Genomic DNA, 13,513 nt, shown 5'->3' with positions numbered 1-13,513 from the left:
TCATGGGCTTAACTTATCAAATGAAAATGAAAATTCCTTTTGATATGGCAGATATGAATGGCCATATCAAGCTGCCGGATGTTATCCTGCTGTCCTTGCAGGTATCGGGGATGCAGTCGATCGAGCTTGGCGTCAGTGACAAGGATATGCTGGAGCAGCATAACCTTGTCTGGATTATCACGGACTATGATATTGATGTGACACGACTGCCGCGATTTGCAGAGGAAATTACCATTGAAACAGAAGCTTTGACCTACAATCGACTCTTTTGCTACCGTCGCTTCACAATTTTTGATGAAGCGGGTGAAGCCATTATTCAGATGATGGCAACCTTTGTTCTCATGGACCGGGATAGCCGCAAGGTTCGTGCCGTTGATCCGGAGATTGTAGCGCCATATCAATCTGAGTTTTCCAAGAAATTACTGCGCGGTCCTAAGTATCCAGACTTGGAAAATCCTGTCAGCAAGGACTACCATGTACGCTTTTACGACTTGGATATGAATGGCCATGTCAATAATAGCAAGTATCTGGACTGGATCTTTGAGGTTATGGGAGCAGATTTCCTCACCCGGCACATTCCCAAGAAAGTCCATCTCAAGTATGTCAAGGAAGTCCGTCCGGGCGGCATGATTGCTTCTAGCTATGACCTAGAAGGTCTCCAGAGCAATCACCAAATTTCCAGTGATGGTGAAGTCAATGCTCAGGCTTTAGTGACCTGGCAAGAGTTTAAACAAGAGAATGAGGAAGAGTAGAAATGACTTATAAAGGATATTTGATTGATTTAGACGGGACGATTTATAAGGGCAAGAGTCGGATTCCGGCTGGTGAAGCTTTTGTGCATGAGTTACAAAAGCGCAAGATTCCCTATCTTTTCGTGACCAATAACACTACTCGCACTCCAGAAGCAGTGCAGACCATGCTGGCTGAAAATTTTAATATTGAGACGCCACTTGAGACTATTTACACAGCTACTTTAGCTACCATTGATTATATGCAGGAGAAAAATCTGGGCAAGAAAGTCTACGTTATCGGAGATGTCGGACTTAAACATGCCATTGAAGAAGCTGGATATATAGAGGATATAGAAAATCCTGACTATGTTGTAGTGGGTCTGGACTGGGAAGTGGACTATGAGAAGCTGACAATAGCGACTCTGGCCGTTCAAAAAGGTGCTCACTTTATCGGGACCAATCCTGATCTCAATATTCCAACGGAGCGAGGTCTGCAGCCGGGAGCGGGTGCTATCAACGCCCTCTTGGAAGCAGCTACTCGGGTTGAGCCGACCTTTATCGGCAAGCCAAATGCCATCATCATGGAAAAAGCCATAGAGCATTTAGGACTGGCGCGTGAGGAAGTGGTCATGGTCGGTGATAACTACCTGACAGATATTCGAGCGGGAATCGACAATGGCATTCCGACCCTCTTGGTTACGACAGGCTTTACCTTGCCAGAAGAAGTGCCCAATCTGCCAATCCAGCCGACGCATGTCTTGTCCAGTCTAGCGGAGTGGGACTTCGATGCGTGATAAGGTAAGATTTTCAGCAAGCGTCTTGTGCTTGTTGGCAGCAGCAATATTGCTAACCATTTATCTGGCTTGGCTCTTATACCCAATGGAGATTTCTTATTTCAGGTTGTCCGATAAGGTGCATCTGAAGGCTGATACTATCCAGTATAATTTCAACATTTTGATGAATTACCTGACCAATCCTTTTAGTCAGAAACTGGCGATGCCGGATTTTCGCTCGTCAGCAGCAGGGCTGCATCATTTTCAGGCGGTCAAGTATCTTTTTCACTTGGCGCAAGCTATTTTTCTAATAACTTTGCCGGCCTTTATCTTCTTTATCAAAAAAGTAGTCAAAAAGGGATTTTTAGGTCTCTACAGACGGGCTTTTCTAGTGATCAGCCTTTTGCCGCTCGTTCTAGCTGGACTGGCCTTTCTGATTGGCTTTAATAATTTTTTTACACTCTTTCATCAAGTTCTCTTTGCTGGAGACAATACCTGGATGTTTGACCCGGCCAAGGATCCAGTTATTTGGATTCTGCCAGAAGAATTTTTTATGCATGCCTTTATTCTTTTCGCTCTTCTTTACGAGGGAATCTTTTTGACCTTGTATTTCTTGAGCAGAAAGGGTAAAAAGCAAATTTAATATAGGAGATTTTATGTATTATATACCCGAACCTTTAAACCCTAAAAAAGATCTAGGACGATTTTCAGCGACTTGCTTTACTTATTTATGGGTCATGGTTGCTGCTGTTTTCTTTTACGTGTTAGCAGCTTTTTTTATCGTCTTACCTGGACAAGGTATGGATATTCAGAAGACGCAAGACATTGTCACCAAATTCATGGAAAAGGACGGTGGAGCCTATATTCTAGCTTCCTGCCTTGGTGTTCTTACTTTTACAGTGTCTCGAGGAAAGCAGCTCTTCAAATATGACCTTCGTCGTAAAGGACGGAAGATGACTCCTAAAGTTTTCTTTTACATGATTAGCTTCCTTTTATTTGCCCAATTATTCACAGCTGTTGTCAATCAGCTCATGGAGGCTATCATGCAACTCTTCAATATAGACCTATCTAGTATGGAATCAGGGAGCGGCGGTTCTGAGACACTGACTATGCTGATTTATTCATCTTTGATGGCTCCAGTTACGGAGGAAATTATTTTCAGAGGTGCTGGTTTGCGAGCGTTAGAGAAGCATGGAAAGATTTTTGCCATTCTTCTGACTTCGATTTTATTTGGCCTTTTTCACGAAAATCTATATCAGCTTTATTTTGCTAGTTTTATCGGGTTGGGGCTTGCCTATATCGCTTTTGAGTATTCGATTATCTGGTCTATCGTGTTTCATGCTATCAATAACTTTGTCATAGCAGAAGGTTTAGCTTTTCTTTCAAAAAGAGCTCCGGAGACGATTGTTAACATCTTTTTTTACGGCCTATTAATTGCTGGCAGCACAGTATTTCTCTTGCTCTTAATCTTGAAATGGCCAAAATTTAAGGAATACATTGATGCCAATCGTTCGCTCCCAGGGACCTACCGACAGGCTTTTAAATCAGTCTGGTTCTGGGTTTTGGTTGTGTTTACTTTTCTTGGAACTTTTCTGCCTGTTATGGCAGCCTATATTGTATCCTTGATCAATAATAGCTAATTGCCTTTTATTTGGCAGCTATGCAATGATATGAAAGGGTTGGACATGGTCCAGCTCTTTTTTGTTCGGTAAAAAGATAGAATTTGAAAGTTTTTGACAGAAAACGCTTGACATTGAAAAATAAAGAGGTATAATAATAATCGTAAACGATTCCAAAGGAGGTGCTTTATGCTGAAGTCGGAAAGAAAGCAGGTTATTCTAGAGACAGTCATAAGAGAAAAATTTGTTTCTTTAGACTATCTAGTACATGCTTTAAACACTTCAGAATCAACTATCAGAAGAGATTTGGATGAACTGGAGAGCGAGCATAAACTGCGACGAGTTCATGGTGGGGCCGAAAGCTTTCATTTTCTGCAGGAAGAGGAGAGTAATCAGGAAAAATCTATCAAAAGCATTCAAGAAAAGACAGCTATTGCCAAGATGGCAGCAAGCTTGATTCAAGAGCATGATGTGATTTTTATTGATGCGGGGACAACCAATGAGCTCTTAGTCAATGAGCTGCATGATCCAAGAGTGACAGTCGTCACCAACTCCATTCACCATGCGACCAAGTTGGTGGAGCGCAATATCCCGACAGTCATTATCGGCGGAAAGGTCAAGCGTTCAACGGATGCCAGCATTGGCGGTGTTGCCCTAAATCAAATCGGTCAGTTGAATTTCGATAAGGCCTTTATTGGAATGAATGGCATTGACAATGGCTTCTTTACCACTCCAGATATGGAGGAAGGAGCTGTCAAAAGAGCGATTTTGGAGAATGCCAAGAAGACTTATGTCTTGGCTGATCTTTCTAAACTAGGACAGACATCCTTTGTAAAGGTCGCTCCTCTTGCCAAAGCAAGCATTATTACTAATCAAAATGAATCAGAAGTGATTCAAGCGCTCAAAGAAAAAACGGAGGTGATTGAAGTATGATTTATACTGTCACACTAAACCCTTCCATCGACTATATTGTCCGTCTGGACAAGGTCCTTATTGGAAGCGTCAATCGGATGGACAGTGACGACAAATTCGCTGGCGGGAAGGGTATCAACGTTAGCCGAGTTCTCAAACGTCTAGGTATTGAGAATACAGCGACTGGCTTTATCGGTGGTTTTACTGGCAAGTTCATCACAGATACTCTGAAAGAGGAAGGGATTTCCAGCCATTTCGTAGAGGTTGAGCAGGATACTCGTATCAATGTCAAGATTAAAGCAGATGCTGAGACAGAGATTAACGGATCAGGTCCAGAAATTTCCAGTCAGAAACTAGAAGAGCTGGAGTCATTTCTTTCTTCTCTGACTTCAGAAGATACAGTAGTCTTCGCTGGCAGCAGTCCTAAAAATTTAGGAAATGTTGTCTACAAGAGGTTGATCGGTCTGACCAGAAAGACAGGAGCACAAGTCGTCTGCGACTTTGAAGGTCAGACGCTGCTGGATTCTTTAGAGTTTGAGCCGCTCTTGGTCAAACCTAACAATCACGAGCTAGGTGATATTTTTGGAGTCAAGCTCGAAAGTTTGGATCAGATTGAGAGTTATGCCCGTCAAATCTTAGACAAGGGTGCCCAACATGTGATTATTTCCATGGCTGGCGACGGGGCCTTGCTGGTAACTAGAGAGGGTGTTTACTTCGCCAAACCTATCAAGGGCAACGTGAAAAATTCTGTTGGTGCTGGCGACTCTATGGTGGCTGGATTTACTGGAGAGTTTGTCCGCTCTGGTGATGTTATTCAAGCCTTCAAATGGGGAGTGGCCTGCGGAACGGCAACCACCTTCTCAGATGATTTGGCAACAGCTGAGTACATAAAAGAAATCTATGAAAAAGTAGAGGTAGAAAAAATATGAAAATTCAAGACTTACTAAGAAAAGATGTGATGTTGCTAAACTTGCAGGCAACAGAGAAAAAAGCTGTTATCGAAGAAATGATTCAAAGCCTAGTGGATCATGGCTATGTGACAGACTTTGAGACTTTCAAAGAAGGGATTTTGGCTCGTGAAGCCTTGACTTCTACAGGCTTGGGTGACGGAATTGCTATGCCTCATAGCAAAAATACTGCAGTGAAAGAAGCGACTGTACTTTTTGCCAAGTCAAATAAAGGCGTAGATTATGAAAGTTTGGATGGCCAGCCAACTGATCTTTTCTTCATGATTGCAGCTCCAGAAGGTGCTAACGATACTCACTTGGCTGCCTTAGCTGAATTGTCTCAATACCTGATGAAGGATGGTTTTGCGGATAAACTGCGCCAAGTGACTTCGCCTGAACAGGTGATTGAGCTCTTTGACCAAGCTTCAGAAAAAGCAGAAGAACCTGCTGTCGTCGAACCTGCCAATGAAGGCGGAGACTTCTTAGTGGCTGTAACAGCTTGTACGACAGGAATTGCTCATACCTACATGGCTCAAGAGGCCTTACAGAAGGTCGCAGCTGAAATGGGTGTCGGCATTAAGGTTGAAACCAACGGTGCCAGCGGTGTTGGAAACAAGCTGACAGCAGAAGATATCAAAAATGCTAAGGCTGTTATCATTGCTGCAGATAAGGCGGTAGAAATGAACCGCTTTGACGGCAAGCCGTTAATTAATCGTCCAGTTGCAGACGGTATTCGTAAGACTGAAGAATTGATTAATCTGGCTCTTTCAGGAAATGCAGAGGTTTACAAGGCAGCTAACGGTAGCGGTGCTGCAGAATCAGGTAATGAGAAACTTAGTCTGGGCGGCGCTTTCTACAAGCACTTGATGAGCGGCGTTTCCCAAATGTTGCCATTCGTTATTGGTGGCGGGATTATGATTGCCATTGCATTCTTGCTGGATCAGATCTTAGGTGTACCAAAAGATCAGCTTTCTAATCTAGGAAGCTACCATGAGATTGCAGCACAATTTAAAGCAATTGGTGCAGCAGCATTTGGTTTCATGTTGCCGGTATTAGCTGGTTATATCGCTTACTCAATCGCTGAAAAGCCAGGTCTGGTTTCTGGTTTCGTAGCTGGTGCCATTGCAAGCAGCGGTGCATCATTTGGCGGTGTTGCCTATGCTGAAGGCGGTCAGAAAACTCTTGAATTAACAGGTGTATCATCTGGTTTCCTAGGAGCTTTGGTAGGCGGCTTCTTAGCTGGTGGTATCATCCTTCTCCTTCGCAAGCTTCTTGCAGGTCTGCCTCGCTCACTTGAAGGCATCCGTTCAATCTTACTCTTGCCTCTTCTGGGCGTTCTTGTGACTGGATTTATCATGTTGGCGGTCAATATTCCAATGTCAGCAATCAATACAGCTTTGAACGATTTCTTGGCAAGTCTGAGCGGAAGCTCTGCTGTCCTCCTTGGTCTCTTAGTCGGTGGTATGATGGCTGTCGATATGGGTGGTCCGGTCAATAAGGCTGCTTACGTATTTGGTACTAGTACACTGGCAAGCACTGTTTCAACTGGTGGTTCTCCAGTCATGGCAGCGGTTATGGCAGCTGGGATGGTTCCGCCTTTGGCAGTCTTTGTAGCAACAATTCTTTTCAAAAATAAATTCACTGAAGAAGAACGCGATTCAGGTTTGACAAACATTGTCATGGGTCTGTCTTTCATCACAGAAGGAGCGATTCCGTTTGGAGCTGCTGACCCAGCCCGTGCTATTCCAAGCTTTATTGTAGGTTCTGCTCTTACAGGTGCTCTTGTAGGATTGTCTGGTATCAAGCTCATGGCTCCTCACGGAGGAATCTTCGTTATCGGCTTGACAAACAATCCAATCCTTTACTTGGTATATGTATTGATTGGTGCGGTAGTCAGCGGTCTTATCTTTGGTTACCTGCGCAAACCACTTGAAAAATAGTATTTAAAAGAGAGTGGGACAGAAATCGGTAATTCGTTAGAATTCGATTTCGTCGTCCCACCTCCGCACAGTTGAGTAGGGCTGTAAAAGCTGATGAAATCAGCGTAGTAGAGCCCACTCAACCACTGCGTCTTGCTCGACAATCCAAAGACAATTGAGGAGTTTGGGACAAAAAGATTTCAATTCCCAATTTGTAAAATTAAGCTAGACAGAAAAAGCCATCTATGTTAGGCTCAGATAAACACCACATTTGTCTGAAAGGAACTAACATAAATGACCTATACACATCTTACCACAAACGAGCTTGTAATGATAGAGGCTTACTACAAAGAAGGTATAAAAGTTACAGATATTCTAAAAGCTCTTGGAAGATCAAAGCAGACTATCTACAATGTCATCAACTATCTGAAAGAAGGGCACTCTGCTTATGATTACTATAAGCGATATAAAGTTAATAAGAATCGCTGTGGCAGGAATAAAACAAGGCTTACGCAAGCAGAAAAAGATTTTATCCAAACTCATTTAGAACAAAATTGGAGCCTTGATGTCATTAAAGTAACTTATCCAGATAGGGTTTCTTGTTCTATGAGAACTCTCTATCGACTAGCAGGCCGTGGTATTTTCAAGAAAGAGGATCTCCCTTGGAAAGGCAAAAGAAAACCGAATGGTCATAGCGAAAAACGAGGAAAACAAGCGTTTCGCAGAGATTTACGTGAGAGAGCAGCCATTTATCCTAATTTTAAGACAGAATTTGGTCATCTAGAAGGGGATACCATTGTTGGCGAGAAACACAAAAGTGCGGTTATTACCTTGGTAGAACGCCTCTCAAAAGCCATCATCACACTGAAAACTAATGGACGGAAAGCAAGTGATATTGAGGTTTCCATCAATCAATGGTTGTCGCAAGTCCCCAGCCATCTCTTTAAGTCGATAACTTTTGATTGTGGGAAAGAATTTTCTAATTGGAAGTCTATTTCGAATGCGCATGACATTGATATTTTCTTTGCGGATCCAGGCTGTCCTGGTCAAAGAGGCCTCAATGAACATTCTAATGGCTTATTAAGACGAAATGGATTACCGAAACAAATGGATTTTACTACTATTTCTCAAAATTATTTATCAGCTATCGCTGATAAAAGAAATAGAATTCCTAGGAAATCTTTAAATTATCAATCACCCTACCAAGTTTTTCTGAGTTACTTGAAAAGTCTAACTTAATTTGACAATTTAGGATTTTTAAAAATCTTAATTATTAAGCCCTTCAAATCTATAATTAAATGCGAAAAGCGAACAAAGCAGAATTCTGATTACCAGAAAACTCGTTTTGTTCGCTTTTTATATTTGAGGTTGGACTTTTGTCCCAGACTCCTTTTTTGTGTTTTCAGGCCTGCAAATTTTAGCATGGAAACTTCGCTCGATATATGGTATAATGGGCCTATCGCATATTTTTAGGAGAATAAAAATGAACATACAGCGCGAAAAAGAATTTGTTAGTCAGTACCATTTTGACGCCCGAAATTTTGAGTGGGAAAAAGAAAATGGAACACCTGAAACTAAGGTTGATGTGAATTTCCAATTGGTCAAAAGAGATGTTGAAGCTCACACAACTTCATTGATTGTGATTTTGACCTTTATGATTGTTTTTGAGAATTTTGTTATCAGCGGAACTATTTCGCAAGCCAACCACATTCACGGTCGCCTTATTGAAGAACCGAGTGAATTTGACCACGATGAAGTAGAAGAGCTAGCTCGGCCTTGCTTAACCATGCTCAACCGCTTGACTTATGAAGTGACAGAAATTGCTCTGGATTTGCCAGGCATTAATTTGGAGTTTTAATTATGAAGTTAGCGGTTATCACAGATTCATCGGCCTATCTGCCGGCTTCCCTGCTGGAGAATGAAAATCTTTTCGTCTTGGATATTCCGGTCGTGATTGCTGGTGAGACTTATGTCGAAGGCAGAAACTTAACAGCCAGTGAATTTTATGAAAAAATGGCTCAGTCAGATGAATTGCCCAAGACCAGTCAGCCTAGCATTGCTGAGTTAGAAGAGATTCTCACCATTCTAGACGGCAAAGACTATACCCATGTTCTGGGACTCTTTCTATCCAGCGGTATTTCTGGTTTTTACCAAAATATTCAGTATCTGAAAGATGAATTTCACGGTTTGCAAATTGCCTTTTCAGATTCTAAGATTACTAGCGCTCCGCTCGGTATCATGGTCCAATCTGCTCTAGAGTGTGCAGAACAAGGCCTGGAGTTTGAAACGATTTTAGCCAATGTCCAGAAGCAGATAGATGGCACCAGCGCTTTTATCATGGTGGATGACTTGAACCACTTGGTCAAAGGAGGACGCCTGTCTAACGGTGCAGCTATTCTGGGAAATCTGCTCAGTATCAAGCCTGTTCTGTATTTTAACGATCATGGTGTGATAGAGGTTTTTGAAAAGATTCGGACGGAGAAGAAAGCTATCAAGCGTATGCTGGAACTTGTCCAAGAAAGAACAGCAGGCGGTGCTTATCAGATTATGGTTATCCATGGCAATGCGCCAGAAAAAGCAGCTGAGCTTCAGCAAAATCTGCTAGACAGCGGTATTGCTAGTGAAGTTCCTATCGCAACCTTTGGCAGTGTCATCGGGACGCACTTGGGTGAGGGCAGCGTTGCACTGGGATATATTCCCGTGATCTGATTGCTTGAAAGACTGAGCTTGTCTCTGTAAGGAGGAAAACATGAGTATCAAAGTTATTATTGCTGGTTTTAAAGGAAAAATGGGCCAAGCAGCCTATAAAATGGTGACAGAAGATTCTCAACTAGAATTAGTTGGACTGCTGGATCCTTTTACGGATGAAAAAGAAGTGGCTGGTGTTCCTGTCTTCAATGCCAAGGAAGAATTGGCTGGACTGGAAGCCCATGTCTGGGTTGATTTTACAACCCCAAAAGTAGCTTATGACAATACTCGTTTTGCTCTGGAACAGGGGTTTTGCCCAGTGGTCGGAACGACAGGTTTTACTCCTGAGCAGTTGGAAGAGTTAATCGCATTGTCTAGGGAAAAGGAATTGGGCGGATTGATTGCTCCAAACTTTGCTTTGGGAGCTGTTTTGCTGATGCAGTTTGCAGCCCAGGCAGCTAAATATTTCCCAAATGTAGAAATCATTGAACTACATCATGACCAGAAAAAGGACGCACCGAGTGGAACAGCCATCAAAACAGCTGAGCTCATCAGTCAAGTAAGACCGAGCAAGCAGCAGGGAGCTGTTGATGAGGAAGAGTCTATAGCTGGCGCTCGTGGAGCTGATTTCAATGGCATGCGTATCCATTCAGTTCGCTTGCCTGGCCTGGTTGCTCATCAAGAAGTAATCTTTGGCAGCCAGGGAGAGGGATTGACCCTGCGGCATGATTCCTATGACCGCGCTTCCTTTATGACAGGAGTTAATCTTGCCATTAAAGAAGTTGTCAAACGCTCAGAATTAGTCTATGGATTGGAACATTTACTATGAGATTAGAAACTCTGCCTTCTGAATTTCAGGAGGCATTGCCAGTATTAGAGAAGATAAAAGCGGCTGGCTTTGAAGCTTATTTCGTTGGGGGCTCCGTTCGTGATGCCCTTTTGCAGCGACCTATTCACGATGTGGATATAGCTAGCTCTAGCTATCCTGAGGAAACCAAGCGTATCTTTGACCGGACGGTTGATGTAGGGATTGAACATGGGACCGTCTTGGTTCTGGAAAATAACCGTGAATACGAAGTGACGACTTTCCGGACCGAGGATGTCTATGTGGACTACCGCAGGCCCAGCAAGGTTTCTTTTGTGCGCTCTTTGGAAGAAGATCTCAAGCGACGTGATTTTACCATCAATGCTCTAGCTTTGGATGAAAACGGTCAGGTTATTGATCTTTTCCAAGGCTTGGATGATTTGAAAAAGCGGATTTTGCGGGCAGTTGGAACTGCTGCAGAGCGCTTTAATGAAGATGCTCTGCGAATCATGCGGGGCTTTCGTTTTCAAGCTGCCTTGGATTTTAATCTGGAGCAAGATACTTTTGCAGCTATGAAGGATTGTGCTCCCTTGCTGGAAAAGATTTCAGTTGAACGAATTTTTATCGAGTTCAACAAGCTCTTGCTGGCTCCGTTTTGGCGCAAGGGTTTAGAAGCACTCTTGACAAGCGGTGCCATAGAATTTTTGCCTGATTTGAAGGGAAGTAGAGTTAAGTTAGAACGGCTCTTTGACTTGGATTCGGATTTTCGCTTTTCAGCATCTGAGCAGGCTTGGGCAGCACTTTTACTGGCCTTGGATGTGCAAAATGTTAAAGGCTTTCTAAAAAAATGGAAGACCTCTCGTGAATTTGCTAATAAAGTAGAAGATTTGGTTGAGATTGCGGCCATTCGCTCAGAACGAGACTTGACCAAACGTGACTGCTATGACTATGATATTGACTTATTGCTACAAGCAGAAGAGCTTCGGCAGGCGCAAGATCTACCAGTGGATTTCTCTGCAATTCAGAATCTTGATGCCAGTCTGACTATTCATAGTAAGCAGGAAATGGTGGTCAATGGCGGCATGCTGATGCGGGAGTTCGGCTTTAAGCCAGGACCAAAACTTGGCCAAATTTTGAAAGAGTTGGAATATGCTATTGTAGATGGCCACTTACCTAATGAGCTAGAGACCATTTACGCCTATATCAAGGAGAAGAAATGAGCGATTTTATCGTTGACAAGCTAACTAAATCAGTAGGAGATAAGACTGTTTTTCGGGATATTTCCTTTATCATTCATGACCTAGACCGGATTGGTCTGATTGGTGTCAATGGAACTGGAAAGACAACGCTGCTGGATGTGTTGTCGGGCAAGTCGGGCTTTGACGGAGATGTCAGCCCTGTTTCTGCTAAGACAGGATATAAGATTGCTTATCTGACTCAGGAGCCTGATTTTGATGAGAAGCAGACGGTGCTTGACACTGTTTTGTCCAGTGATTTACGGGAAATGCAGTTGATTCGAGAGTATGAGCTGCTCCTGACAGCTTATGATGAAAGTCAACAGTCTAGACTAGAAGCGGTTATGGCCGAGATGGACTCGCTCCATGCTTGGGAAATCGAAAGTCAGGTCAAGACGGTCCTGTCCAAGCTTGGTCTGACTAATCTGTCACTTAAGGTTGGCCAGTTATCAGGAGGCCTTCGTCGCCGAGTTCAGCTGGCTCAGGTTCTCTTAGGCGATGCTGATTTACTCTTGCTGGATGAGCCGACCAACCACCTAGATATTGATACTATAGAATGGCTGACCCATTTCTTGAAAAATTCCAAGAAAACTGTGCTTTTCATCACCCACGACCGCTATTTCTTGGATAATATTTCGACACGGATTTTTGAGCTGGATGGCGGTCGCTTGATTGAATACCAGGGAAATTATCAAGACTATGTCCGTCTCAAGGCTGAGCAGGATGAGCGGGATGCGGCCTTGCTGCATAAGAAACAGCAGTTATACAAGCAGGAGTTGTCCTGGATGCGACGGCAGCCTCAGGCTCGGGCAACCAAGCAACAGGCTCGGATCAATCGTTTCCATGACCTCAAGAAAGATTTGGCCGGTCAGACGACTGACAGTAATCTGGAAATGAACTTTGAAACCAGTCGCATCGGTAAGAAAGTCATTGAGTTTCAAAATGTGGACTTTTCTTATGATCAGAAGCCAATTCTCTCTCAATTTAGCCTTTTAATCCAGAACAAGGACCGTATTGGGATTGTTGGAGATAACGGTGTCGGCAAGTCAACCTTGCTCAATCTGATTGCCAGTAAACTTCAGCCTCAGGCTGGTCAGCTCATTATCGGAGAGACAGTCCGAGTGGCCTATTTCTCTCAGCAGATTGAGGGCTTGGATGAGTCTAAGCGGGTCATCAATTACCTGCAAGAAGTGGCTGAGGAGGTCAAGATAGGCAGCGGAACGACTTCCATTGCAGAGCTCTTGGAGCAGTTTCTTTTTCCTCGTTCTACTCATGGAACATTGATTGAAAAGCTTTCTGGAGGAGAGAAAAAGCGCCTTTATCTACTTAAGCTTCTCTTGGAAAAGCCCAATGTCTTGCTTCTTGATGAGCCGACCAACGATTTGGATATTGCGACTCTGACGGTCTTGGAGAATTTTCTGCAAGGCTTTGCCGGGCCAGTTATTACAGTCAGCCACGACCGTTATTTCCTGGACAAGGTAGCTAGCAAGATTTTGGCTTTCGAAGATGGTGGCATTAGAGAATTTTTCGGTAATTACACAGATTACTTAGATGAAAAAGCTTTTCTGGCAGAAAGCTCTGCTATTTCCCAAAAGGCGGAAAAGGAAAAATCGGCCAAGGTGCGCGAGGAGAGAAAGCGAATGACCTACTTTGAAAAGCAGGAGTGGGAGTCTATTGAGGCTGATATCGAGGCGCTGGAGGCGCGGATTTCTGAGATTGAAGCTGCCATGCAGGAGAATGGCTCGGACTTTGCTCGCCTATCTCAACTCCAGCAAGAACTGGATGAGCAGAACGAGAAACTGCTGGAAAAATACGAGCGCTATGAATACCTGAGTGGGTTAGATGGATGAAGGAAGTAGTGTTTAGGCAGAAATCTAAACGGAG

Annotated in this window: 13 protein-coding genes and 1 pseudogene; all 14 read left to right on the top strand. The window is 43.4% G+C overall.

The window, feature by feature from the left end; genetic code table 11:
• The first annotated feature begins 2 nt into the window (after positions 1-2).
• The 14 genes and pseudogenes from FFV08_06755 (at position 3) to FFV08_06690 (ending at position 13,479) form a co-directional block, all read left to right on the top strand.
• Positions 3-752 (top strand): acyl-[acyl-carrier-protein] thioesterase, encoded by a 750-nt coding sequence (locus FFV08_06755; protein ID QLB52342.1) that lies wholly within the window; start codon positions 3-5, stop codon positions 750-752.
• Between the two features lie 2 nt (positions 753-754).
• Entirely contained in the window at positions 755-1,525 is a 771-nt protein-coding gene (locus FFV08_06750) for a TIGR01457 family HAD-type hydrolase (GenBank protein QLB52341.1), read from the top strand.
• Positions 1,518-2,147, top strand: coding sequence for a TIGR01906 family membrane protein (locus FFV08_06745; GenBank protein ID QLB52340.1), 630 nt, complete (start codon positions 1,518-1,520; stop codon positions 2,145-2,147). Before FFV08_06750 ends, FFV08_06745 begins: the two co-directional genes overlap by 8 nt.
• Before the next feature lie 13 nt (positions 2,148-2,160).
• Positions 2,161-3,144 carry a CPBP family intramembrane metalloprotease gene (locus tag FFV08_06740; GenBank protein QLB52339.1) on the top strand — a complete coding sequence of 328 codons (984 nt, stop codon included), beginning with the start codon at positions 2,161-2,163 and terminating at the stop codon, positions 3,142-3,144.
• 168 nt (positions 3,145-3,312) lie between these two features.
• Positions 3,313-4,056: a DeoR/GlpR transcriptional regulator gene (locus FFV08_06735; GenBank protein QLB52338.1), complete on the top strand. Its 744-nt coding sequence runs from the start codon at positions 3,313-3,315 to the stop codon at positions 4,054-4,056.
• Positions 4,053-4,964, top strand: a complete 912-nt coding sequence (gene pfkB, locus FFV08_06730) for a 1-phosphofructokinase (protein ID QLB52337.1) — start codon at positions 4,053-4,055, stop codon at positions 4,962-4,964. The genes FFV08_06735 and pfkB overlap by 4 nt, the downstream gene beginning before the upstream one ends.
• On the top strand, positions 4,961-6,922 hold the full coding sequence (locus FFV08_06725) for a PTS fructose transporter subunit IIC (protein QLB52336.1): 1,962 nt from the start codon (positions 4,961-4,963) through the stop codon (positions 6,920-6,922). Before pfkB ends, FFV08_06725 begins: the two co-directional genes overlap by 4 nt.
• A 6-nt stretch (positions 6,923-6,928) precedes the next feature.
• Positions 6,929-6,997: pseudogene (locus tag FFV08_06720) on the top strand (NUDIX hydrolase).
• A gap of 198 nt (positions 6,998-7,195) precedes the next feature.
• Positions 7,196-8,140: an IS30 family transposase gene (locus FFV08_06715; protein ID QLB52335.1), complete on the top strand. Its 945-nt coding sequence runs from the start codon at positions 7,196-7,198 to the stop codon at positions 8,138-8,140.
• Positions 8,141-8,384: 244 nt separating this feature from the next.
• Positions 8,385-8,759, top strand: a complete 375-nt coding sequence (locus FFV08_06710; protein QLB52334.1) for a DUF1149 family protein — start codon at positions 8,385-8,387, stop codon at positions 8,757-8,759.
• A 2-nt stretch (positions 8,760-8,761) separates the two neighbouring features.
• Positions 8,762-9,610 carry a DegV family protein gene (locus FFV08_06705; GenBank protein QLB52333.1) on the top strand — a complete coding sequence of 283 codons (849 nt, stop codon included), beginning with the start codon at positions 8,762-8,764 and terminating at the stop codon, positions 9,608-9,610.
• Positions 9,611-9,650: 40 nt separating this feature from the next.
• The gene (locus FFV08_06700; GenBank protein QLB52332.1) at positions 9,651-10,418 is read left to right on the top strand and encodes a 4-hydroxy-tetrahydrodipicolinate reductase; all 768 of its coding nucleotides are present in this window, start codon (positions 9,651-9,653) and stop codon (positions 10,416-10,418) included.
• The gene (locus tag FFV08_06695; protein ID QLB52331.1) at positions 10,415-11,614 is read left to right on the top strand and encodes a CCA tRNA nucleotidyltransferase; all 1,200 of its coding nucleotides are present in this window, start codon (positions 10,415-10,417) and stop codon (positions 11,612-11,614) included. The genes FFV08_06700 and FFV08_06695 overlap by 4 nt, the downstream gene beginning before the upstream one ends.
• The gene (locus FFV08_06690; protein ID QLB52330.1) at positions 11,611-13,479 is read left to right on the top strand and encodes an ABC-F family ATP-binding cassette domain-containing protein; all 1,869 of its coding nucleotides are present in this window, start codon (positions 11,611-11,613) and stop codon (positions 13,477-13,479) included. Before FFV08_06695 ends, FFV08_06690 begins: the two co-directional genes overlap by 4 nt.
• Positions 13,480-13,513: the final 34 nt, after the last annotated feature.

This window comes from Streptococcus sanguinis (assembly GCA_013378335.1).
Classification (GTDB): domain Bacteria; phylum Bacillota; class Bacilli; order Lactobacillales; family Streptococcaceae; genus Streptococcus; species Streptococcus sanguinis_I.
This window is presented reverse-complemented; position numbering and strand designations above follow the sequence as displayed.